The 21390-nt window shown below is 74.4% G+C and carries 21 protein-coding genes; 10 read left to right on the top strand and 11 right to left on the bottom strand.

Annotation, left to right across the window (positions count from 1 at the left end):
• Positions 1–56: 56 nt before the first annotated feature.
• Positions 57–1100, bottom strand: coding sequence for a CU044_5270 family protein (locus tag PV350_RS30750; protein ID WP_499513008.1), 1044 nt, complete (start codon positions 1098–1100; stop codon positions 57–59).
• Positions 1097–1639: a sigma-70 family RNA polymerase sigma factor gene (locus PV350_RS30745; RefSeq protein WP_500337150.1), complete on the bottom strand. Its 543-nt coding sequence runs from the start codon at positions 1637–1639 to the stop codon at positions 1097–1099. Before PV350_RS30745 ends, PV350_RS30750 begins: the two co-directional genes overlap by 4 nt.
• A gap of 95 nt (positions 1640–1734) precedes the next feature.
• Between PV350_RS30745 and ctaD the strand changes: the two genes are divergently transcribed.
• Positions 1735–3414: an aa3-type cytochrome oxidase subunit I gene (ctaD, locus tag PV350_RS30740; protein WP_500337149.1), complete on the top strand. Its 1680-nt coding sequence runs from the start codon at positions 1735–1737 to the stop codon at positions 3412–3414.
• 10 nt (positions 3415–3424) lie between these two features.
• Positions 3425–3940, top strand: a complete 516-nt coding sequence (locus PV350_RS30735) for a PaaI family thioesterase (protein ID WP_499513011.1) — start codon at positions 3425–3427, stop codon at positions 3938–3940.
• Between the two features lie 4 nt (positions 3941–3944).
• Here the strand turns inward: PV350_RS30735 and PV350_RS30730 are convergent, their stop codons facing one another.
• From PV350_RS30730 to PV350_RS30720, 3 genes are read right to left on the bottom strand one after another with little or no spacing between them, the layout of a single operon-like run.
• Positions 3945–5807 carry a GMC family oxidoreductase gene (locus PV350_RS30730; protein ID WP_500337148.1) on the bottom strand — a complete coding sequence of 621 codons (1863 nt, stop codon included), beginning with the start codon at positions 5805–5807 and terminating at the stop codon, positions 3945–3947.
• On the bottom strand, positions 5804–7216 hold the full coding sequence (locus PV350_RS30725; RefSeq protein WP_500337147.1) for a tocopherol cyclase family protein: 1413 nt from the start codon (positions 7214–7216) through the stop codon (positions 5804–5806). Before PV350_RS30725 ends, PV350_RS30730 begins: the two co-directional genes overlap by 4 nt.
• A complete protein-coding gene (locus tag PV350_RS30720) occupies positions 7213–7905 on the bottom strand; it encodes a FadR/GntR family transcriptional regulator (RefSeq protein WP_500337146.1) in 693 nt (230 codons plus the stop codon). Before PV350_RS30720 ends, PV350_RS30725 begins: the two co-directional genes overlap by 4 nt.
• 193 nt (positions 7906–8098) lie before the next feature.
• Between PV350_RS30720 and PV350_RS30715 the strand changes: the two genes are divergently transcribed.
• Complete coding sequence (locus PV350_RS30715; protein ID WP_500337145.1) at positions 8099–9499, top strand: serine hydrolase domain-containing protein; 1401 nt, start codon at positions 8099–8101, stop codon at positions 9497–9499.
• 30 nt (positions 9500–9529) lie between these two features.
• On the opposite strand, the gene PV350_RS30710 is transcribed toward PV350_RS30715, so the two are convergent.
• Both PV350_RS30710 and PV350_RS30705 read right to left on the bottom strand, forming a co-directional pair.
• A complete protein-coding gene (locus PV350_RS30710) occupies positions 9530–10903 on the bottom strand; it encodes an amidase (protein WP_500337144.1) in 1374 nt (457 codons plus the stop codon).
• A 165-nt stretch (positions 10904–11068) separates the two neighbouring features.
• Positions 11069–12043, bottom strand: a complete 975-nt coding sequence (locus PV350_RS30705) for a lysylphosphatidylglycerol synthase transmembrane domain-containing protein (protein ID WP_500337143.1) — start codon at positions 12041–12043, stop codon at positions 11069–11071.
• A gap of 401 nt (positions 12044–12444) precedes the next feature.
• Between PV350_RS30705 and PV350_RS30700 the strand changes: the two genes are divergently transcribed.
• Positions 12445–13302, top strand: a complete 858-nt coding sequence (locus PV350_RS30700) for a SigB/SigF/SigG family RNA polymerase sigma factor (RefSeq protein WP_500337142.1) — start codon at positions 12445–12447, stop codon at positions 13300–13302.
• Positions 13303–13316: 14 nt separating this feature from the next.
• Here the strand turns inward: PV350_RS30700 and PV350_RS30695 are convergent, their stop codons facing one another.
• Complete coding sequence (locus PV350_RS30695) at positions 13317–13622, bottom strand: ANTAR domain-containing protein (protein ID WP_500337141.1); 306 nt, start codon at positions 13620–13622, stop codon at positions 13317–13319.
• A 294-nt stretch (positions 13623–13916) separates the two neighbouring features.
• Between PV350_RS30695 and PV350_RS30690 the strand changes: the two genes are divergently transcribed.
• The gene (locus PV350_RS30690; RefSeq protein ID WP_500337140.1) at positions 13917–15188 is read left to right on the top strand and encodes a ferritin-like domain-containing protein; all 1272 of its coding nucleotides are present in this window, start codon (positions 13917–13919) and stop codon (positions 15186–15188) included.
• 33 nt (positions 15189–15221) lie between these two features.
• On the opposite strand, the gene PV350_RS30685 is transcribed toward PV350_RS30690, so the two are convergent.
• A complete protein-coding gene (locus tag PV350_RS30685; protein WP_500337139.1) occupies positions 15222–15572 on the bottom strand; it encodes a hypothetical protein in 351 nt (116 codons plus the stop codon).
• A 167-nt stretch (positions 15573–15739) separates the two neighbouring features.
• Here PV350_RS30685 and PV350_RS30680 point away from each other — a divergent pair, with 167 nt between their 5' ends.
• The gene (locus tag PV350_RS30680; protein ID WP_499513022.1) at positions 15740–16141 is read left to right on the top strand and encodes a VOC family protein; all 402 of its coding nucleotides are present in this window, start codon (positions 15740–15742) and stop codon (positions 16139–16141) included.
• 115 nt (positions 16142–16256) lie between these two features.
• Complete coding sequence (locus PV350_RS30675) at positions 16257–17366, top strand: hypothetical protein (RefSeq protein WP_500337138.1); 1110 nt, start codon at positions 16257–16259, stop codon at positions 17364–17366.
• A 135-nt stretch (positions 17367–17501) separates the two neighbouring features.
• Here PV350_RS30675 and PV350_RS30670 read toward each other — a convergent pair whose 3' ends face one another.
• Positions 17502–17933, bottom strand: a complete 432-nt coding sequence (locus PV350_RS30670; RefSeq protein WP_500337151.1) for a hypothetical protein — start codon at positions 17931–17933, stop codon at positions 17502–17504.
• Between the two features lie 560 nt (positions 17934–18493).
• On the opposite strand from PV350_RS30670, the gene PV350_RS30665 reads away from it, so the two are divergent.
• From PV350_RS30665 to fmdA, 3 genes are all read left to right on the top strand, one after another.
• Positions 18494–18772, top strand: a complete 279-nt coding sequence (locus tag PV350_RS30665) for an FmdB family zinc ribbon protein (protein WP_499513025.1) — start codon at positions 18494–18496, stop codon at positions 18770–18772.
• A 137-nt stretch (positions 18773–18909) separates the two neighbouring features.
• The gene (locus PV350_RS30660) at positions 18910–19539 is read left to right on the top strand and encodes an AmiS/UreI family transporter (protein ID WP_499513026.1); all 630 of its coding nucleotides are present in this window, start codon (positions 18910–18912) and stop codon (positions 19537–19539) included.
• A 76-nt stretch (positions 19540–19615) separates the two neighbouring features.
• Positions 19616–20863, top strand: a complete 1248-nt coding sequence (fmdA, locus tag PV350_RS30655; protein WP_499513027.1) for a formamidase — start codon at positions 19616–19618, stop codon at positions 20861–20863.
• Positions 20864–20930: 67 nt separating this feature from the next.
• Here fmdA and PV350_RS30650 read toward each other — a convergent pair.
• The coding region (locus tag PV350_RS30650; protein WP_500337137.1) for a hypothetical protein at positions 20931–21390 on the bottom strand (460 nt) is incomplete at its 5' end.

Below are 21390 nucleotides of genomic sequence, written 5' to 3'. Positions count from 1 at the left end.
GGCCGGGGCGGGGGCGCCGGGCCCCCGCCCCGTCCCGGCGCTGCGCGCGCCGGGCGTCAGTCCATCCAGGCCTGGTACGACATGACGTCGCCGGCCTTCACCCGGTACTCGGGCTGGTCCTGCGTGTACGTCTCCTCGATGCCCAGGACGCGCCCGTCGGCCGGGTCGAGGACGAGCATGCGGCGCAGCCCGGCGGCGTCGTGGACGTAGGCCTGGCCCCGCCTGCCCAGCCGGTCGGTGACCGTACCGGCGGGCCGCAGGCCGGGGGCGGCGGCGAGGAGCTCGTCGACCGCGGCGGTGCCGGCGGGCCCCGGCGTCCAGTCCTGCAGCAGCGAGGCCAGCGCGTCCACCAGTTCCGGGGTGCCGGCGCAGGCGCAGCCGTACACCTGGGCCAGGTACGCCCGCAGCTCCTCGGCGGAGTCCGGGGGCTCGGTCCCCGAGCGGCCGTACGGAGGGAGGGTGCCCGGCGGGTACGCGGCGCGGTGCAGCACCTCGCCGTCCGCGACGGTGTGCGGGGAGCCGCCGGAGTCGCTGATCACCGGTTCCCCGGGGTGCCGCGGGTCGGTGGCGACGACCAGTTCGGTGCCGCTGCCGTCGGCGTTCCAGCGGGTGAGGTGCTCCTCGGGCAGGGTGACGGGCGGGCGGGCGCCCGGGCCCGCCTCCATGCCCATGCTCCACATCATCACGTGGCTCCCGCGGCGGGTGCCCGGGCCGCCGCCCCGCGCCGCCGCCTCCCGTGCCGCGCCGGCCACGTCGGTCAGCGGGACCTCCCGCGACCCGGCCAGCGGACGCAGCGCCACGGGGGCGGCGACCGCCTGGGTGGTGCCGGCCCCGGAGAGCACGACGACCAGGACGGCCACCACGGTCGCCGCCACCGCGGCCAGGCCCGTGACGAGGCCGCCCACCCGGCGGGCGGTCCGGCGGGGCGCGGGGACGGGCGTTGCTCCGGGTGCTGCCTCAGGTGCCGGTCCGGAGGCCAGCAGCCGCCGCAGCCCGAGTTCGGCCCGCGCGTCCAGGGGACGGTCGCGCCAGCGCGGATCGCCGGCAGGCACGGGATCGGCACGGCGCAGCAGCTCCAGCTCCGGCTCCAGCTCGGTCATGGCCCCTCCTGGGTCACGGTCATCCCCATGCGGTCGATCTGCTCGCGCAGCCTGCGGCGCGCCCGGTGCAGGCGCATGGCGGCCGCGGAGCGCCCGCAGCCGAGGGCCACCGCCAGTTCCCCGACGTCCAGCTCCTCCCAGGCGGTCAGCCGCAGCACCTCCTGGTCGGCCGCCGCGAGCCGCCCCAGTGCCTCGTGCACCCAGGCACCGGGCGCTTCGGTGCCGGGGCTCGGCACGAGGTGCGCGCCGTGCGCCGTCTCGTGGTTCCCGATCCGGTCCAGCAGCCTGCGCCGCCGCCCCTGCCCGCGCACGCTGTTCGCCAGGCAGTTGCGGGCGACGCCGTACAGCCAGGGCAGCGCGTACGGGGGGAGCTCGGCGCGCCGCCGCCAGGCGACGGCGAAGACCTCCGCCACCACTTCCTCCACCTCGTCGTGCGCCGCCGGCCCGGCCGTCCGCCGGGCGACGTAGCGGCTGACCGCCCAGTAGTGCTCGCGGTAGGCAGCGGCGAACGCCTGTGACCGCGTCTCGTCCGTGCTCATGACCGCTTGGTGTCCGCCATGGGACCGATCATCACACCCCGCCGCTGTGACCTTTTCCGCGTGACGCCGCGGGCGGGCCCGGACACCTACCGGGCATGAGGCTCACGTTCCCGCGACGCACGGCGTCCGCCGTGGCATGGCTGACCACGACCGACCACAAGGCCATCGGCACGCTCTACCTCGGCACGGCGTTCGCCTTCTTCTGCGGGGGCGGGGTGATGGCCCTGCTGATGCGCGCCGAACTCGCCCGCCCCGGGCTGCAGGTCATGTCGAACGAGCAGTTCAACCAGCTCTTCACGATGCACGGCACCGTGATGCTGCTGATGTTCGCGACCCCGCTGTTCTCCGGTTTCGCGAACTGGATCATGCCGCTGCAGATCGGTGCCCCCGACGTCGCGTTCCCCCGGCTCAACATGCTCGCGTACTGGCTCTACCTCTTCGGCTCGCTGATCGCGGTGGGCGGTTTCCTCACCCCGCAGGGCGCGGCCGACTTCGGCTGGTTCGCCTACGCGCCGCTGTCGGGCGCGGTGCACTCGCCGGGCGTGGGCGGCGACCTGTGGATCATGGGGCTGGCGCTGTCCGGCTTCGGGACCATCCTCGGCGCGGTCAACCTGATCACCACGATCATCTGCATGCGCGCCCCCGGCATGACGATGTTCCGGATGCCGATCTTCACCTGGAACGTGCTGCTCACCGGCGTGCTGGTGCTGATGGCCTTCCCGGTGCTGGCCGCGGCGCTGCTCGCGCTGGAGCTGGACCGGAATTTCGGGGCGCACGTATTCGACCCGGCGAACGGCGGGGCGCTGCTGTGGCAGCACCTGTTCTGGTTCTTCGGGCACCCCGAGGTCTACATCATCGCGCTGCCCTTCTTCGGGATCGTCAGCGAGGTCATACCGGTCTTCTCGCGCAAGCCGATGTTCGGCTACACCGGCCTGATCGCGGCGACGATCTCGATCGCCGGACTGTCGGCGACGGTCTGGGCGCACCACATGTACGTCACCGGCGGCGTGCTGCTGCCCTTCTTCTCCTTCATGACGCTGCTCATCGCGGTGCCGACCGGGGTGAAGGTCTTCAACTGGATCGGCACGATGTGGAAGGGCTCACTCAGCTTCGAGACGCCGATGCTCTGGGCGACCGGCTTCCTGATCACCTTCGTCTTCGGCGGGCTCACCGGGGTGCTCCTGGCGTCGGCGCCCCTGGACTTCCACGTCTCCGACTCCTACTTCGTGGTGGCGCACTTCCACTACGTCGTCTTCGGCACGGTCGTCTTCGCCATGTTCTCCGGGCTCCACTTCTGGTGGCCGAAGTTCACGGGCAAGATGCTCGACGAGCGCCTGGGCAAGATCACCTTCTGGACGCTGTTCATCGGCTTCCACGGCACCTTCCTCGTCCAGCACTGGCTGGGCACGCAGGGCATGCTGCGGCGCATCCCGGACTACCTGGCCGCCGACGGCTTCACCACGCTGAACACCATCTCGACGATCAGCTCCTTCCTGCTGGGCCTGTCGATCCTCCCGTTCCTCTACAACGTGTGGAAGACCGCCAAGTACGGCAAGCCGGTCGGGACCGACGACCCCTGGGGCTGGGGACGCTCCCTGGAGTGGGCGACGAGCTGCCCGCCGCCGCGGCACAACTTCCGCTCCCTGCCGCGCATCAGGTCCGAGTCGCCCGCCTTCGACCTGCGCCACGGCGCGGCAGGGGTCCCGGAGGCCGTGTCGGGAACGGTATCCAAGCTGCCGGATACGCCACTCCCGGCGACCAGGGCCGACGCCTAGCGTCGGTGCCATGACGACGTACGAGGCCGCCACCGCCACCCGTTCGCGCACCCACACCTGGGAGCCGCGCCCCGAGCCCACCCCCGAACTGCTGGCGCTGACCGGGCGCGAGGTCCTGCAGGGCGCGATCGACGGCCGCTTCCCCGAGTCCTCGATCATGAGCACCCTGGGCTTCCGCTTCGTCGAGGTCGGCGACGGGCGCGCGGTCTTCGAGGGCGACCCCGGCGACCACCTGCTCAACCCGATGGGCACGGTGCACGGCGGTTTCCTCGCCACGCTGCTGGACTCGGCGCTCGGCTCGGCCGTGATGAGCCGCCTCCCGGCCGGATCCGCGTACACCACCGTGCAGTTGGGGGTGCACATGATCCGGCCGGTGCTCCCCGGGACGTCCACGCTGCGCTGCGAGGGCGTGGCGCTCCACGTCGGCCGGACGACGGCCACCGCCGAGGCCCGGGTGACCGGCGCGGCCGACGGGAAGCTCTACGCGCACGGCACGACGACCTGCGCTGTGCTGCGCCCCCGCTGACCGCTCAGCCGGCCGCCCGCACCGCGCCCTCGCCGACGGCCAGGGCCAGCGCCATGATGCTGAGCTGGGGGTTCACCTCGGGGCAGCTGGGCAGCGCCGAGGCGTCGGCGATCAGCACCCCGTGCACGCCGCGCAGCCGGCCGGCGGGGTCGGCCGGCGCCACCTCCGGGTCCGCGCCGAGGGCGACGGTGCCCGTGGGGTGGAAGGCCGACAGGTGCAGCTGCCGTGCCGTCACCCCCTCCAGGGCCGCCGTGAACTCCCGTGGCGTACGCGCCCGCGGGGCGGCGGGGACGCCGGTGAGGACCTCCTCGGCCCCGGCGGCGAAGAGCAGGTCGCCCATCGCGCGGACGGCGCGCAGCAGTCGGCGGCCGTCGCGGGGATCGAGGTCGTAGCGGAGCAGGCCGCCCTCGCGGCCGAGGACGCGTCCGCCGGGCCGGTCCGCGATCATCGCGCCGAACGTGGCCAGCCGTCCGGAGTCCTCCAGCTCCGCGCGCAGTTCCCGGCCCACGCCCGGCAGCACGAACGAGCCCATGCCGGGCGGCGGGGCGGTCGCCTCGACGAGGATGCCGTCCTCGTGCAGCTCCTCCACGCCGACGCTCTGCAGCACCGCCGGGCCGCCGTCCGCGACCGGCTCGGCGAACCGCCCGGCGACGCTGGTGGCGGGGTGCACGGCCAGGTTGCGGCCGGTCCGGGGGTGCCCGCCGAGGCCGGAGCAGCGCAGCAGCGGGGGAGTGCGCAGGGCGCCCGCGGCCACCACGACCAGCGGGCTGAGGATCTCCAGTTCGCTGCCGTCCGGCCGCCGTACCGCCACCCCGCAGGCGCGCGGGCCGCCCGGCCGGTCGGGCTCGGTGAGCACCCGCCGCACGTGGGCGCCGGTCACGATCCGGGCCCCGGCCGCGCACGCCTGCGGCAGCACCGACAGCTGGACGCTCTGCTTCGCCCCGGACGGGCAGCCCACCACGCACTGGCACGAGCCCCGGCAGCCGGGGGCGTTGCGCCGCAGGGGCGCCGCGCGCCAGCCGAGGCCGCCCGCGCCGAGCAGGGCGAGGGCGCCGTTGCGGCCCAGTACGTCCTGCGGCTGGCGGGCCACGCGCAGGGTGCGCTCCACCTCGTCCAGGTACGCGCCGAAGGCCACCGGGTCCGCGAGGTCCCCGAGCCCGTACTCCTCGCGCCACCGGGCCAGCACACGGTCCGGAGTGCGGTAGCAGGTGCCGGAGTTGACGACCGTCGTGCCGCCGACGGCGCGCCCGGTCGGCACGACCATCGGGGGGTTGCCGAGGGCGAGGGTCGCGCCGCCGTCCCGGTACAGCTCGGCGAACCGGTCGAGCGGGGCCCGCCGTCCGAACTCCGCGGTGGTGTGCCGCCGGCCCTCCTCCAGGACGACCACCCGCAGTCCCGCCCGCGCCAGGGTGCGCGCCGCCATCGCCCCGCCGGCGCCCGAGCCGACGACGACGGCGTCCGCGCGTGAGCGGTCAGGCCACTCGCCGGCGGGCACGCAGTCCAGCGGAGGGTCCTGCGGGGCCACGGGCGCCGTGGCGCGGGGCGGCTGCGCCAGCAGCCGTTCGGTGCCGGCCGCCAGCAGCACCGGCACCTTCACCACGTCGAGCAGGGGCAGCAGCGCGGGCCGCGCGGCGAGGCCCGCCAGCACCCGTTCCCGCTCACCCGGGCCCAGCCGGTCCAGCCGCCGCCCGGTGCGCGCCGCAGCGTAGGCGTCCACCGCGGCCGCCGCGGCGCGGAAGCCGTGCCGGGCCCGCGCGGGCATCGCCGCCAGCAGGCCGTCCAGCCGGTGCGGCACGCCCGTGGTCCAGTCGCCGTCGCCCGCGTCGGCCAGCAGCGCCGCCACCAGGCCGCGGACGGCGGCGCTCACCGGTCGCCCACTTCTGCGTGGGCGGTGCCGGCGAGCGTCCACTCCGCCTCGGTGCGCCAGCCGCCGCGGCCCCTGCGCTCCAGCACGACGTGGGCGTCGGCGGTCTCGCTGTTGCGGCACACGGCGGGGGAGCCGTCGGGGTCGGCGTAGTCGAGGGCGAGGGTGCGCTCGGCCGGCTGGTCGACCCGTACGGTGATCCGCCGCCCGCCGGCGCGGCCGGTCACCGTCCAGCGCGGCAGGCCGATCTCGGCGGTGAAACGGCCGAGGCCGGCGCGCCCCAGGGCCGGGCGCAGGCCGCCGCGCGGCCAGTCGCGGCCGTCCCTGCGCAGCCGCAGGAACACCAGCGGAGGCAGCCGGTCCAGGCCCGGGCGGGTGGAGACGGCGGCGACGACCTCCAGCACGTCCCCGTCGCCGAGGTCGGCGTGCAGCCAGGCCCAGCGCCGGGCGTTGCCGTGGCCGTAGATGCGGGCCGAGGCCCCGGGCGCGGCCCGCAGGGCGAGTTCGCCCCCGCCGTGGCGGACGGTTCCCGTGTACCGGGCGCGGGGCGACGGCACGATCTGCGCGGCGGGCAGCAGCGGATGCCGCCACGACCAGCGCGGGAAGGTGTACAGCGGCTGATCGGTGCCGGCGTCCTCGGTGAGGTCCCAGGTGAGGTCGCCCGCCGTGCCGCGCAACCGGCCGGGGACGGCCTCGACGCCGTCCGCCGTGAAGCCCTCGGCGCCCGTCGCGGCACGCCAGGGCAACGGGCCGAAGCGGGCGTGCTCCACCGGGCCCTTGCCGTCCGGGGGGAAGACGGCGGCCCAGCCGTGGGCGAAGGCGGGGGATCCGTCGGCGGGGGCGACGAGTTCGTGGTGGAGCCACAGGCCGGTGCCCGTCGCCGGGTCGGTGGCCGTGGTGTACCAGACCTCGGTGCGGCCCGCGGCGCCGTCCCAGCGCGGTGCCCACTGCGCCCGGGGGTCGTCCCGGCGGGGGAAGCGGAAGCTCGCCAGGAACGGCACGAGCGAGGTCGCCGTGCGGAAGCGCAGCGTGCCATTGCCGGCCGGCTCCGGGACGTCCCCGGCGGTGAGGGTGAAGGGCAGCGTGGTCATCGAGGCCAGCGGCCGCCGCGGGGTGACGGACTTCCAGCCCTCCAGGAGGTGGCGCTCGCCGTCGAGTGCGAACTCCAGCCGGTAGTGGATGCGCCGCCGGGCCAGCGGCGACACCTCCAGCGTGCCGGTGGCGGCGGCGTCGGCGCGGCCCGCGATGCGCAGCCGCCCGGTGGCGCGGGCCACGGTCGTGCGGTGCGGCAGCAGCAGGTCGTCGCTGCGCGCCGTCAGCTCCAGCCGTACCGGCCGCTCCCGGTCCTCGCCGCGCAGCTGTACGGTCCCCGTCATGGTCTCGGCGAAGACCGTCCCCCGTCCCGCGCTCACCGGGACTTCAGTCCCTCGCGCATGATCTCCTCGGTCGCCGTCAGATACGCCTCCGCCGCTGCTCGGGCGGCCGCACCGTCCCCCTCCTCCACCGCGGCGACCACCGGCGCCAGCCGTCCGTACGCCTCCTCCGCGTCCTGGAAGGGGCCGGCGAGGTGACGGCGCATCGGCAGGTAGGCGTTGAACAGGGTGTTGGTGAGGAGCACGTAGACGCGGTTGCCGGTGGCGCGGGCCAGCGCCCGGTGCACCTCGGCGTCCGCCAGTTGCACCGCGTCCGGGTCCCCGGCCGTGCGCACGGCCTCCACCAGGTCCCGCAGCCTGGTCCGTGCGGCGCCACTCGCCCGGGTCGCCGCCGCGCCGGCGATCAGGGCGCCCACCCCGCGCCGCACCTCGAAGATCTCGGAGAGCCAGCGCGCGTCGTGCCGGACGAGCATGGGCAGCAGGTCGGCGCCGCCGAGGCGTTCGTAGTCCCGGACCCGGGTACCGACGCCGTGCCGTGTCTCCAGCAGTCCGGCCTGGACCAGCCGCCCGAAGGCGTGCTTGAGGGTGGTGCGGGTGACGCCGTACCCCTCGGCCAGCGTGCGCTCGGGCGGCAGCAGGCTCCCCGCGGGACGGCGGCCGGTGAGGATCTCCTCGCGGATCCGGTCCTCCAGGACGTCCACGATCGACGTGCGCGGCAGCGCTTCCATCACACCTCCATGGGTCAGTGGATGAGCCACTCAACCAATGAGCCGACGCACCGTCAAGACCCGCCTCCGCGACGGACGTCACCCGCTCGGCCGCGCGCCCCCCGCCGCCCGGTCGCCGCACCGCGGCCGGCGGCTTACGTTCGCGATGGCGTGCCCCCGCCCCGCCCCGTCCCCACGGCCGAAAGGCACTGACATGACGCACCCGTGCGCCCGTCCGCCCAGGCTCCGCGGCACCGTGCGCAAGGCCGTCGCCGCGGTCCTGGCCGCCGCCGCGCTCCCCACGGCCCTGGCGTGCGGCGGGCCCGCGGACACCACCCGCTCCCCCGAGGGCACCCGGACGGCGAGGTCGGCTCCGGCCTCGCCGCTCGCGCGGGCCGAGGAGGAGGACCGCACGGCGGGCCCGGCCTCCGCCTCCCCGGCGTCCGCGTCCCCCGCGTCCGCGTCCCCCGCGTCCGCGTCCCCCGCGCAGGCCTCCCCCAGCGGGTCACCGGGCGCCGGCGGGAACTTCCCGGCGCTCTCCGGCGACGTCGTCAAGAAGCTCGACGGCGCGATGGCGGACACCCTCAAGAGGACCGGCGTGCCCGGCGCGATCGTGGGGCTGTGGGCCCCCGGCAAGGGCTCCTACGTACGCGCCCTCGGCGTGGCCGACACGAAGTCGAAGGCGCGCATGTCGCCCGACCTCAACATGCGGATCGGCAGCGAGACCAAGACCTTCACCGTGACGGCGCTGCTGACCCTCGTCGACCGGAAGAAGGCCGGACTCGACGACCCCGTCTCGCGGTACGTGGACGGCGTGCCCGGTGGCGACGGCATCACCTTGCGGCAGCTCGCCGAGATGCGCAGCGGGCTCTACAACTACACCGACGACCCGAACTTCCAGAAGGCCCTCAAGGCCGACCCCAACCGGGGGTTCGTCCCTGCCGAGCTGCTCGCCTACGCCTTCCAGCACCCCTCGCAGGCCACCCCGGGCTCCCGCTTCCAGTACTCCAACACCAACACCGTCCTGCTGGGCCTGGTGATCGAGAAGGCGAGCGGCATGCCGTTCGGCGACTACCTGCGGCGCGACGTGCTCGATCCGGCCAAGCTGAAGCACACCGTCTTCCCCGCGGGGCGCGCCTTCCCGAACCCGCACGCCCACGGCTACACCCGGCAGACCAAGGACGGTAAGGAAGGCGACGCCACCAACTGGGACCCCTCCTGGGCATGGGCCGCCGGCGCGATGGTCTCCGACCAGCAGGACCTGCGGGCCTGGGCCCGCATCGTCGCCGACGGCACCCTGCTCAGCAAGGCCACCCAGGCGCAGCGCACGACCTTCCTCCCCACCTCGTACCCGGGCATCGGCTACGGCCTCGGCCTCTTCGACAACCACGGCTGGATCGGGCACAACGGATCGCTGCCCGGCTACCAGAGCACCGCCGTGTACCTGCCCGACGCCAAGGCGACCATGGTCGTGCTGCTCAACACCGACACCGCCGTGGGCGGCAGCGAGCCCAGCAGCCTCTTCGCCGAGGCGATGACCAAGATCGTCACCCCGGACCACGTCTACGCGTTCCCGCCCACCAACGGCACCGGCACCAGCCCGAGCAGCAGCTGAGCGCGGGCTGCCCCGCTGGCGCGGAAGAGGTCAGCCGACCAGGAACGGCGGCCTGCGGTCCCGCCACGGGACGGCCTGCTCCAACTGCGCGGCCACGCCCAGCAGCAGGTCCTCCCGGCCCTGGGCGGCGACGAGCTGCACCCCGACCGGCAGTCCCTCGCGGCTCTGGCCGAGCGGCAGGCTCACCGCCGGATGCCCCGAGACGTTGAAGGCCGCCGTGAACGGCCCGTACGCGAACAGTTCGCGCAGCCAGGAACGCACCGTGTGCCGGGGGTCGTCGTGGCCGAGGGTGCCGTGCGGCGCGGGGAGCGCGCCGAGCGTCGGCGTGACGAGCAGGTCGTAGGCGGTGAAGAAGCGGCCCGCCGCGCGGGTCACGCGGTGCTGCGCGTCGATCGCCGCCATCAGCCCGAGCGCCGTGCACGCCTCGGTCTCGGCGAGCACCGCCCGCGACACCGCCTCCAGCAGCGAGCGGTCCAGACGCGGCGCCGCCCGCAGCAGCGCGCCGCCACTGGCGAACGCGCCCAGCGCGGTGGCCTCCACGAGGTCGTCCGCGTCCAGGCGCGGTGTGTCCTCGGTGACGCGGTGCCCGATCCACTCCAGCACCTTGCCCGCGTCGACGGTGACCGCGGCGACCTGCGGGTCCACGGGCGTGCCCGTCCAGGCGGCGGTGGTCAGGGCGATCCGCAGCCGCCCCGGGTCGGAGCGCACCGCCCGCGCGTACGGCGACGGGGGCGCCGGAAGGGGGTACTTGTCGCCGTACGAGGGCCCGCCCACCGCGTCGAGCAGCGCCGCGGCGTCCCGTACCGTCCTGGTCACGGCGAACTCCACCTGGAGCCCGAAGGCCGCCTCGCCCGCGAGCGGCCCGCACGGGGTGCGCCCCCGGCTCGGCTTGAGCCCGACCAGCCCGCAGCAGGACGCCGGGATGCGGATCGAACCGCCCGCGTCGTTGGCGTGCGCCACCGGCACCGCCCCCGCGGCGACCAGGGCGGCCGACCCGCCGCTCGACCCGCCCACCCCGCGCTCCGGGTCCCAGGGGTTGCGCGTCGGCCCGTAGCGCACCGGCTCGGTGGCGAAGCTCAGGCCGAACTCCGGCGCGGTGCTCTGGCCGAGCGCCACCAGGCCCGCCTCGCGGAAGCGGGTCATCAGATCGTGGTCGGCGTCCGCCACGGCACCCCGCAGGGCCCGGCTGCCGAGGGTGAACGGCACGCCCCGCACGAACGGACCGCCGTCCTTGATCACGAAGGGCACACCGCCGAGCGGCCCGTCCGCCCGGTGCGCGGGCGCGGGGTCGAACAGCGGCAGCGTCAGCGCGTTGAGCTCCGCATCCGCCGCCTCCAGGGCCCTGCGCGCGACGGCCTCGACCTCGCCCGCGCTCACCTCCCCGGCGCGGATCAGCTCCCGCAACCCCGTCGCGTCCCGCTCCGCGTACTCGTGCAGCTCCAGTGTTCCGCCCTCCCGTGCCCCGTTCCCGCGGCCAGCCTGGCACGCGCCGCCCGGCCGCCACCACGGGGTTTGCGCGGGCGGGCGGTGCTCGAGCGGACGGTGGCGCGCGTCATGGGGGGGTGCGGGTCAGACGACCTTCCGGCGGACCAGCGCGCCCAGGACCAGCGCGCCGGGGACGAGGGGGAGCCACACGGTGACGATGCGGTAGCCGAGCACGGCCGAGGTGGCCGCGGCGAGGGAGGCGCCCGTGGCGACGAGGGTCACCACGAGGGCCGCGTCGACGGAGCCGACGCCGCCGGGGGTGGGCAGCGCCGCCGCCGCGACGCTGGCCACGAGGTAGGCGACGGCGACGTGGGCGAAGGGCACCGGGACGCCCAGGGCCATCGTGACGGCGACGAGGCCGGCGGCCTGCAGGGCGGGGAAGGCGAGCGAGCCGCCCCACAGCGCGAGGGCCCGCGACGGCCGGGCGTGCAGCGTCCGCGCGTCCGTGAACGCCGTGGCCAGGAACGTGACCACCACCCGCCGCAGCCGCGGTACGGCGACCAGCACGACCGCCGCGACCGCGCAGACCCCGGCGGCCGCCCCCGCCGTCGGGCCGACGGGTACGGAGATGCCGTCGGGCAGCAGTCCATCGAGCCGCAGCGCGTGCGGAAACGCGGCGAGCAGCACGGCCAGCAGCGTCCCGCGGCCCACGCACTCGGCCAGGAAGTACAGCGCGATGGCCGCCGCGGACCGGGCGGGCGGCAGCCCGCACGCCCGCATGAAGCGCAGGTTGACCGCGCTCGCCCCGATGCCCGCGGGCAGCAGGTGGTTCGCGGCGCCCGCGGCGAACTGCGTCGCCAGCAGCCGTCCCGCGGGCAGCCGTTCCAGGACCGTGCCCTGCCGCATGAACGACACCGCCACCCAGGCCAGCCCGGTCGCCGCCACGGCGGCCAGCAGCCAGCCCCGGTTGGCGTCGAGCAGCCCGCGGCCCCCGTCGGCGATCAGCTGCCAGTGCCGGGTCACCCACCACCCGACCAGCACGATCGGGGCCAGGCAGGCGATCCGGCGCAGTGTCGCGCCGCTCAAGAGGTGTGGAGTCGTCGTGGTGGTGATGCCCATGGTCCGCTCGCCCCCGCGCGTCGTGCGCCTGTCCGCAGGTGTTGTCGCCAGGTGTTGTCGCCCCTTCATGCCCTGTCCGCGCGACCTGCGGGTGTCCTGCGGCTGACGTCCGTCCCGTCCCCGGATGGCGGAACGGCGCCGGGCCGGCCGCAGGGCGGTCGCGGCCGTCGCGGCTGCCGGCGCTCCGGCGGCTCGTCGCCCCCTGACGGCGGGTCATCACCGGGCCCGGAGCCGGGGGTTTGCGCACCGCCCCCTCGGGCAGGCGATCCCCGTGCTTCGGAAGGGAGGCACGCACGCGCGGGGCGCCCCGGCCGGGTCCCGGAGCGCGGAGCGTGTCCTCCCGTACGGCACGCCCTGCGCGGCGCGGCTCCCGGACCCCGCAGGAAGGCGCAGGACCAGCCATGGCCGTCCGACAGCCCCGTACCAGGCATCCGCACCCGCACCCGGGTGCCCGCCCGCGTCCGCATGACGACACCCCGGACACCGCCGAGGCGTTGCGGCGGATCGCGGCGCTCCCGGACGGCCCGGAGAAGGACGCGCTGCGCGAGCAGGTCGTGATCGCCTGGATGCCGATGTCGGACCGGCTCGCACGCCGCTTCCGGCACCGCGGCGAGTCCACCGAGGACCTCCGGCAGGTCGCCGCGCTCGGCCTGGTGAAGGCGGTGCGGCGCTACGACCCCGCACGCGGCAGCGCTTTCGAGAGCTTCGCCGTCCCCACCATCGTCGGCGAGGTGAAACGTCATTTCCGCGACCACCTGTGGGGCGTCCACGTCCCCCGCAGGGTCCAGGAGCTCCGGAGCCGGGTCCGTACCGTCCGCCACGAACTCGTCGGGACGAAGGGGCGCCCCCCGACCGTCGCCGAGATCGCCGCGCACGCCCGCATGAGCGAGCAGGACGTGCTGGCCGCCATGGAGGCCTTCGACAGCTTCGCCCCCGCCTCCCTGGACTCCGCCACCCCCGGCACGGAGGGCCGCACCTTCCTCGACACCCTGGGCGCCGAGGACCCGTGCCTGGACTCCGTCGTGGACCGCGTGGCCGTCGCGCCGCGGCTGCGCGAACTCCCGCCGCGCGAGAGGAAGATCCTCTACCTGCGGTTCTTCCGCGACATGACGCAGACCCAGATCGCCGACCAGCTGGGTCTGTCCCAGATGCACGTCTCCCGGCTGATCAGCCGCACCTGCCGCCGCCTCCGCGAGGAGGTGGAGGCGGCCGAGGACAGCGGGAACAGCGGGAACACCCGGGCGGCCGGCGAGGCCTGACGCGGAACGCCCGGTCAGCCGGACGGACGCATGGCCCGTACGAGGGCCCGCCGGACGTCCGCCGGCAGGGGCCGGTCCCCCGCGCTGGCCACCAGCGCGGCGGCGACGTCGCGGAGCTTTACGTTGCCGTACTGGGAGGCCCGGACGAGGACCGCCCAGGCCACGTCGCCGGGGCAGGGCGTCAGCGCCATCACCATGCCGACGGCCTGGTCGATGACCGACCGGCTGCCCAGCGCGCGACGCAGTTGCTCGTTCTCCGCGCGCAGCCGCCCGATCTCGCTCTCCGCGTCGTCCTCGGGACCGGCCGGCAGGGGGACCATCGTCAGCACCTCCTGACGTCCGGATGCCCCGAATGTACGGTCCCATACGGGTACGGGAGGTGATGGCCCGACAGCCCGGGCCCAGGCGCGCGGCGCGATCCCGGACGAGGGCGTGACCAGGGTTGCCCACCGGCGTCCGGCGTCCGGGGAACGTTGGGCCGCACGGGCGGCGCGGCACGGCGCGCGCGGCGTCGCGGGCCCGGGGGCCGGGGCCCGGCTGGTAGCTTCGCCAGCCTCGCGGGTCCGCCGTGTGCCGGCTCCCGCGCGCCATTCTTCTCGGGGACGGAGACCTGTGTGACGGGACCGGTGGACGACCAGGACAACGAGCACGGGACCGCGGTCACCCTCGACCGCCGGGGCTTCGTCAAGTCGGCCGCGGCGGCCGCCGTCAGCCCCGCCGTCCTCGGCACCGCCGCCCACGCGGCCCCGCTCGCACCGTCGCTGCCGGCGGCGGCGGTCCCGGCCGCCGCCGCCGCGGCACCGATGGCCGCCCCCGGCGTCGCGGCGGCCGCCGCCCACGGCATGGTCGCCCGTCTGCTGGCCGTCCCCGCGCCGTCCCGCCGTGACGACTGGCTGCGGCAGGCCCTGCAGGTGGCCGTGGAGCTGGAACTCGCCACCATCCCGCCGTACCTGTGCGCCTGGTGGTCGGTGCGGGACCGGTCCGACACGGTGGCCAACCTGATCCGCGGCATCGTCACCGACGAGATGTTCCACATGGGGCTGGCCTGCAACATGCTCGTCGCCGTGGGCGGGCGGCCGCGGATCGCCTCCGTCACCCCCGAGTACCCCGCCCCCCTGCCCGGCGGCGTGCGCAGCAACCTGACGGTGTACCTCTCCGGGCTCACCCGCGCGTACGTGCGGGACGTCCTCATGGCCATCGAGACCCCGGAGTCCCCGCTGCCCGAGCCGTCCGCCGGGCCGCCGACCATCGGCGACTTCTACGACGGGCTCGTCACCGCCTTCCTCGACCACCGCCCCGAGCTCAGCGTCCGCGGTCAGATGGGCCAGCGCATCGGCCCCGACGAACTGCGCCCGATGCGGAACCTGGACGACGTCGTCGCCGCCGTGGAGATCATCAAGGAGCAGGGCGAGGGCAGCTCGGACTCCCCCGAGGCGCCGTCCGGCGAGGCCACCGGGGGCCACCGCGACGTGGCGCACTACTACGCCTTCGCCGAGATCTACCACGGCCGCACCCTGGAGGAGGAGGACGGCGTGTGGGCTTTCAGCGGGCCGCCCGTCCCCTTCCCGGACGTCCACCCCATGGGCGTGGTCCCCCAGGGCGGCTGGCCCCACCCGCCGCGCGAGGCCGCGACGCTGCTGCGCCGCTTCGACAGCGCCTACGGCGAACTGCTGCGCGACCTGGAGGCCGCCTGGCAGTCCGCGGACCACGGTGCGCTCAACCGCGCGATCAAGACGATGGAGCAGCTGGAGGAGCCCGCCCTGGCCCTCATGGAGATCCCGCTCGGCGACGGGCGCCACACCTACGGCCCCCAGTTCCGCCCGGTCGCTCCGGACGCGGGGCAGCCCCCGTCCGCGGGCAGCGGGTCCCGGGGACGCCGGGGGTGAGCGCGGCGGCGGCGCCTGCCGGAGGCCCCGCCGCTACGCGGCCAGGAACTCGTGGACGAGCTCGATCCGGCCCACGATGTGCCGGTTGAACTCCGGGAGTTCCTCCGCCGGGACCCACAGCTCGAGGATCGTCCGGCCGCCCACCTGGCGCACCGGGTAGCGGGCGGCGAACCCGGCCTCGACCTCGAAGCGCGTCACGTAACCGGCGCCGGAGGCGGGGACGTTCCAGTCGCGGGCGATCCGGATCGCGTAGTCCTCGTCGAGCACCGGGTAGAAGAGCGGCTGCTCGGGCAGCCGCGGCGGCCACTCCCGCCACCCCGACGCCTCGACCAGGGCCAGCTCCTGCGGCCCGGTGGGTCGCCACAGCGTCATCGTGTCCGTCATCGTCGTCCTCCCCGCTCGGTCCGGCCGTCCACCGTACGGGCCGCGACGGTCCCCGGCCCACCGGATTACGGCCCGGCATAGGATCGAGGACACGGCATCGCGTGCCGGTCACCGGCCGGGTGAGGCATGGAGGTGCCCGTGAGAATGCCTTACGGAGGCATCCCACCGTGTCAGTCGAGTTGAACCACACCATCGTCCACGCCCGGGACAACCGGGAATCCGCCGACTTCCTCGCGCACATCCTCGGCCTGCGGGCCGGCGAGGCATGGGGCCCGTTCGTCCCCCTGCAGCTGAGCAACGGCGTCACCCTCGACTTCGCCGCCGTCCCGGCGGAGACGATCGTCATGCAGCACTACGCCTTCCTCGTCCCCGAGGCCGCGTTCGACGGCATCCTGAGCAGGATCCAGGAGGCCGGACTCACCTACTGGGCCGATCCGCACGGCAAGCGGCCCGGGGAGATCAACCACAACGACGGCGGCCGCGGCGTCTACTTCATGGACCCGGCCGGGCACGGCATGGAGGTCATCACCCGTCCCTACGGGAGCGGCAGCACCACCGGCGAGAGCTGAGCGGGCGGCGGGGAGGGGTCGCAAGATCCCTCCCGGTCCCGGATCTTGATGGAGCGTCAGGTCACCCGTACCCTGCCGACAGCGCGCCTCGCGCCCGTCGAGGGGAGTGGTCGTCATGGCCGAGGACCCGTCCGGTACGCCGTCCGACGACGAGATGCTCCAGGCCCTGGCGCGGCACCTGTCCGGGGACGGCGGCGCCGTCGGCCCCGGCTCCTCCGCCGGCGCGGACCTCACCTGGCACTCCCTCCTCGACTGCCGCATCCGCCGCACGACGGAGACCCGCACGGAGACCGCCAGGACCGTGAAGGGCCGCAAGGACCTCTCCGCGCTCCCCACCTACACGCACCTCGACGGCCACCGGCCCGGCCCGCCCGGGGAGCACGGCACCCTGCGCCGGATCGAGCTCGTGCGCGAGGGATCCGTACGCCACAACACCTGCGAGTGCGGCAACGGCGAATGGGCCTGCAGGCGTTGCGAGGGCCGCGGCCGGCTCCCCTGTGACCCCACCACGGCCTGCCCCGACTGCCGCGGGCTGGAGCCCTGCACCGAGTGCGACGGCACCGGCAGACGGCGGCCGCGTACCAAGGACCGCGCCGGCGACCGCGCCGCGGCGGCGCCCGCGGCCCGCACCGTCCCCGGACGCGTCCGCTGCGCCAAGTGCCGGCGCCCCGACGCCGCGTGCCCCACCTGTGCCGGGCGGGGCCGCACGCAGTGCGCCCAGTGCAAGGGGACGGGCCTCGTCGACTGCCCCAAGTGCAAGGGCGGCGGCACCGTCGCGCACGAGGCCTGCGGGGGGAGCGGGGTCGTCACCACCTGGGTCGGCGGCCTCATCGAGCAGCGCAGCCGCGAGGAGCTGGTGCGCCGTCCCCGCAAGCGGCCCCCCTTCCTCGTCCGCCGCCGCACCCGTCGGTCGGGCCGGTGGCGCAAGGAGGTGCTGACCGGCGACGACCCCCTGCCCGGCGACCTCGACGCCACGCACACCGAGGCGCTCGTCCCGCACCTCGCCCCGCGCGCCGGCGAGGCCCACCGCCGCGTCGTCCTGCGTCACTTGCCCCTCGCCCGCATCACCCTCCCCACCGACCCCGACCGCGTCTTCTACGCCTTCCCCGGGACCACCGGCATCGAGGTGCTCGGGCTGCCCTCCCGCAGCCGGGTCACCCGCGGCCTGGCGATCGCGGCGGGCGCGCTGGTCGTTCTCGTGCTGCTGCTGAGCCTCCTCGCTTAGCCGGCCCGGTCGCGCGACGGGAGCGGGGCGTCGCGGTACGGGATCCGGATCGGGGCGGTGAGCATGACGAAGGCCCCGGCCTCGTCGGAGGCCGGGGCCCTCGTGCCGCCCGGGGCGGCCGCGAAGTGCGGTGGATCAGTTCATCACGGGCTTCCCGCCGATCTCGCAGGCCTGGCAGGGCGGCCTGCCGCAGGTGCACTGCGTGATCGCCTCGAGCACGCCGCGGTCGTGGTAGAGGCACTCGTCGCGGCAGGTGTGGCGGGGGATGAACCCGGCCTGGATCTCGCCGGGCCAGGGCTCGTGGCCCTCGCGGCAGCGGACGAAGCGCTCCGGGTCGGTCTCGTGCAGCTCGTGCATCGCGGAGCGGGCCTGGTCCTCCAGCTCCCGTACCCGGGTGACCAGGGCCCTGAGCTCGGCGGCGAGGCCCTCGTAGTGCTCTGCGCCGGTCCGCACGTGGGCGGCCCGCAGGGCCATGGCTGCGTTGCCCAGGAACCTGCCGGCGTCCTGGAGGTCGGTGACGTGGTGCATCTGAAGCCCGTTCACGCCACGGACCCACACGGCGTCCATGCTCATTGTCCACCTCTCCGGCGTTCGCCTTGTTCCGTGCGAAGCGTTGTGTGCCGTCCGATGAGCGAGGCGCCATTGCCACTGCATTCACGGAAAAGGCCGATGCATATGAACGCTAAAGCCGCGAGTGGTATCCGTCCAGGAAAAGCGCAGTGAACCGCCTCACAGCGGTCATACCGCCCGGGTCGGGCGCCCCGCGCCCGGGCAGGGCGGCGCAACCGGCCCGGTCCGGCCCCGGCGGGCGGGTGCGCGGCGCGCCGGGAAGGCCTCCGGGCGCCCCCTCCGCGAGGCCTGGAATGCGGTCGCGCCGGCGACGAGGTATTCCCGGCGAACGGACCGGGAGAAGGGCGAGTGAATGGAATCCGGTGTTTCCGATGGCGGCGGAAAGGGAACTCCGGAACTCCCTTCGGGGCGTGCTCCGGACGTCTCCTGCCGACCTTGACAACTGTCTTGCCGTGGCGTCTCCTTGATATAGGGATTGTTTCCCCGGCGTGCGCTCAACGGGGTGTGTCGCAGACGTCGAGGTTGACCTGGGTGCGCCGACGACCGGAGGCAACTTCATGGCGACCTATGAATACCTTTGCAGCAACTGCGGGCCTTTCGACGTCAAGCTCGCGATAGGTTCCGCACCCGACGCGTACGACTGCCCCGCCTGCGCGGGCGAGTCCAGGCGCGTGTTCTCCTCGCCCTCCCTCGCCCTCACGCCGCACGGGCTCGCCACCTCCCGCGAACGGGAGGAGAAGTCCCGTGAGATGCCGGACGTCGTGTCCGCCCCACCGCCGCGCGAGCGGCCGGCGCCGCGGCCCCATCCGGCGCTGTCCCGGCTGCCCAAGCCCTAGTCCGAGGGCGGTGATCGGCGCGTCAGAGGTGCTCAGGGGGGCCGACGCCGGAGCGCGGACGCTCCTCCCGCCCAGGCGGGATCAGGAGGCGCCCCGGCGGCAATCCGTCCCCACGCGGACTTAGGAGGTGCGTCCCCGTGGCGAACGTGGGACTGCTCTTCGTCGGTGCGGTGCTCTTCATGAACGGCCTGCTGCTCCTGCAGAAGGTCGACCCCAAGTCGGCGGCGGTGTTCAACCTCTTCGTGGGTGCACTGCAGGTGCTGACCCCGACGTACCTCATCTTCACGGCCGGCGGCGACCAGGACAAGATCCTGGCGGCATCCGGGATTTACCTCTTCGGATTCACCTACCTGTACGTGGGTATCGTCATCCTCGCGAACATCGACAACATCTGCGTCGGCTGGTACTCCCTGTTCGTGGCGATTGTCGCCCTCGGGTACTCGTTCGCCAATTTCCATCTCCTCAAGGACTACCCGTTCGGTGTCATCTGGCTGTACTGGGCGTTCCTGTGGGGTCTGTTCTTCCTGCTGCTCGGTCTCAGGAAAACGGAGCTCGGCACTTATGTCGGCTGGGTGACGGCGATCGAGGGCTGGGTCACCGGTGTGATCCCCGCGGCACTGCTGCTGTCCGGCTACTGGAAGCACACCACGGAGATCGCCATCGCCCTGGGTGCCTTCGGCGTGGTCGTGTTCGCGGCGCTGTGGCCGCTCACCAGGAAGTCGCGCGCACAGGCCCGCGCCGCCGCGTCGTCCGGGTCGCCGGGTTAGGCGTCCGCCCTCCCGGCCCGACGGGCCGGAGGCGTGGGCGCACCGTCCTGACCGGATCAGAAAAAGAGAGGCTGTCATGCCCGAAGTAGTTTTCAGCGTGGACCAGACCAAGTCGATGCGCGATCAGGACACCCCGGGACACAACAGGTGGCACCCTGACATCCCCGTCGCCGCCATGGTGAAGCCCGGAGCCGAGTTCCGGATGGAGTGCCGGGACTGGACCGACTGCCAGGTGGGCAACAACGACTCCGCCAACGACGTCCGCGACATCGACCTCACCATCCCCCACATGCTCAGCGGCCCGATCGGCGTGGAGGGCGCCGAGCCGGGCGACCTGCTCGTCGTCGACATCCTCGACCTCGGCCCCGTACCCCAGCAGAGCGGGGACGCCGCGGGCCAGGGCTGGGGGTACACCGGCATCTTCGCCAAGGCCAACGGCGGAGGCTTCCTGACCGACTACTTCCCCGACGCCTACAAGGCGGTGTGGGACTTCCACGGTCAGCAGGCGGTCTCCCGGCACCTGCCCGGGATCCGTTTCACCGGCATCACCCACCCCGGGCTGTTCGGGACCGCCCCCTCCGCCGAGCTGCTGGGCCGGTGGAACGCACGCGAGAAGGCGCTCATCGACACCGACCCCGAACGCGTCCCGCCGCTGGCCGTCCCTCCGGACCCCTCCCACGCGCTCGCCGGCACGGCCACCGGGGACCTCGCCACGCGCATCTGCGCGGAGGGCGCCCGCACGGTGCCGGCCCGTGAGAACGGAGGGAACCACGACATCAAGAACTTCACGCGGGGTTCGCGGGTCTTCTACCCGGTGCACGTCAAGGACGCCAAGCTCTCCGGCGGCGACCTGCACTTCAGCCAGGGCGACGGGGAGATCACCTTCTGCGGCGCCATCGAGATGGGCGGGTTCATCGACTTCCACGTCGACCTGATCAAGGGCGGCATGGAGACGTACGGCATCTCGACCAACCCGGTGTTCATGCCCGGCAACGTCGAACCGCGTTACTCGGACTTCCTCACCTTCATCGGGATCTCCGTCGACCACGACACGGACACCAACTACTACCTCGACGCGACGCTCGCCTACCGGCGCGCGTGCCTCAACGCCGTCGAGTACTTCAAGAAGTTCGGCTACAGCGGCGAGCAGGCCTACCTGCTGCTCGGCTCCTCCCCCATAGAGGGACGCATCAGCGGCATCGTCGACATCCCCAACGCGTGCTGCTCCCTGTACGTGCCGACCGCCATGTTCGACTTCGACGTGCGGCCGTCGGCCACCGGACCGGCGCGGGCGGACCGCGGCCGGGCCGCGCTGACCTCCTGACCGCCCCGCTCACCCGGGTCCCGGTCCTCCTCGGGCCGGGACCCGTCCGCGCCCGTACCGCCCGGGGTCAGGGGCGGTAGAGCGACTGGAGCCTGACCACCTCGCCGTTGAGGTCGAAGCTGACGTCGTAGCCCGTCCATTTCCGGTCCGCGGCGGGCTGGGCCCACCACCGGCTGATGAACTGCGTCTGGGAGTAGGTGTGGGGGACGGAGTCGTCGCCCAGCGGGACCGACAGCAGGACCCGGCCCTCCGGGGCCATGCGTACCGTCGTGTAGGAGCCCTTGCCGGGGATGATCTCCCATCCCTCTATCGGTCCCGTGAGGGGTTCCTTGCGGGCGGAGCGCACCGAGAGGTAGGTGCGCCCGTCCTTGATCCACGCGTTGTCGATCTGCACGAACTGCTTGCTGCCGGCCCAGCGCGCCGGAGCCTGCGGTGAGGGCGCGTCCGAGGGGCCGTCCGACGACGGGGCCTGGGCGGAGTGCGTGGGGGAGGGCGCGTCGGAGTGCTTCACCGAGGGCGGTGCCGAG

Origin of the sequence: Streptomyces sp. PA03-6a (genome assembly GCF_033792765.1) — a bacterium.
In the GTDB taxonomy this organism is placed as follows: domain Bacteria; phylum Actinomycetota; class Actinomycetes; order Streptomycetales; family Streptomycetaceae; genus Actinacidiphila.
Note: the sequence above shows the minus strand (reverse complement) of the source record. Positions and strands in the feature narration are given on the sequence as shown.

Coding starts and splice junctions, on each gene's coding strand:
- PV350_RS30750 (WP_499513008.1), bottom strand. CDS start 1,100: ATGACCGAGCTGGAGCCGGAGCTGGAGCTGCTGCGCCGTGCCGATCCC.
- PV350_RS30745 (WP_500337150.1), bottom strand. CDS start 1,639: ATGAGCACGGACGAGACGCGGTCACAGGCGTTCGCCGCTGCCTACCGC.
- ctaD (WP_500337149.1), top strand. CDS start 1,735: ATGAGGCTCACGTTCCCGCGACGCACGGCGTCCGCCGTGGCATGGCTG.
- PV350_RS30735 (WP_499513011.1), top strand. CDS start 3,425: ATGACGACGTACGAGGCCGCCACCGCCACCCGTTCGCGCACCCACACC.
- PV350_RS30720 (WP_500337146.1), bottom strand. CDS start 7,905: ATGGAAGCGCTGCCGCGCACGTCGATCGTGGACGTCCTGGAGGACCGG.
- PV350_RS30715 (WP_500337145.1), top strand. CDS start 8,099: ATGACGCACCCGTGCGCCCGTCCGCCCAGGCTCCGCGGCACCGTGCGC.
- PV350_RS30705 (WP_500337143.1), bottom strand. CDS start 12,043: ATGGGCATCACCACCACGACGACTCCACACCTCTTGAGCGGCGCGACA.
- PV350_RS30700 (WP_500337142.1), top strand. CDS start 12,445: ATGGCCGTCCGACAGCCCCGTACCAGGCATCCGCACCCGCACCCGGGT.
- PV350_RS30695 (WP_500337141.1), bottom strand. CDS start 13,622: ATGGTCCCCCTGCCGGCCGGTCCCGAGGACGACGCGGAGAGCGAGATC.
- PV350_RS30685 (WP_500337139.1), bottom strand. CDS start 15,572: ATGACGGACACGATGACGCTGTGGCGACCCACCGGGCCGCAGGAGCTG.
- PV350_RS30675 (WP_500337138.1), top strand. CDS start 16,257: ATGGCCGAGGACCCGTCCGGTACGCCGTCCGACGACGAGATGCTCCAG.
- PV350_RS30670 (WP_500337151.1), bottom strand. CDS start 17,933: ATGGACGCCGTGTGGGTCCGTGGCGTGAACGGGCTTCAGATGCACCAC.
- PV350_RS30665 (WP_499513025.1), top strand. CDS start 18,494: ATGGCGACCTATGAATACCTTTGCAGCAACTGCGGGCCTTTCGACGTC.
- fmdA (WP_499513027.1), top strand. CDS start 19,616: ATGCCCGAAGTAGTTTTCAGCGTGGACCAGACCAAGTCGATGCGCGAT.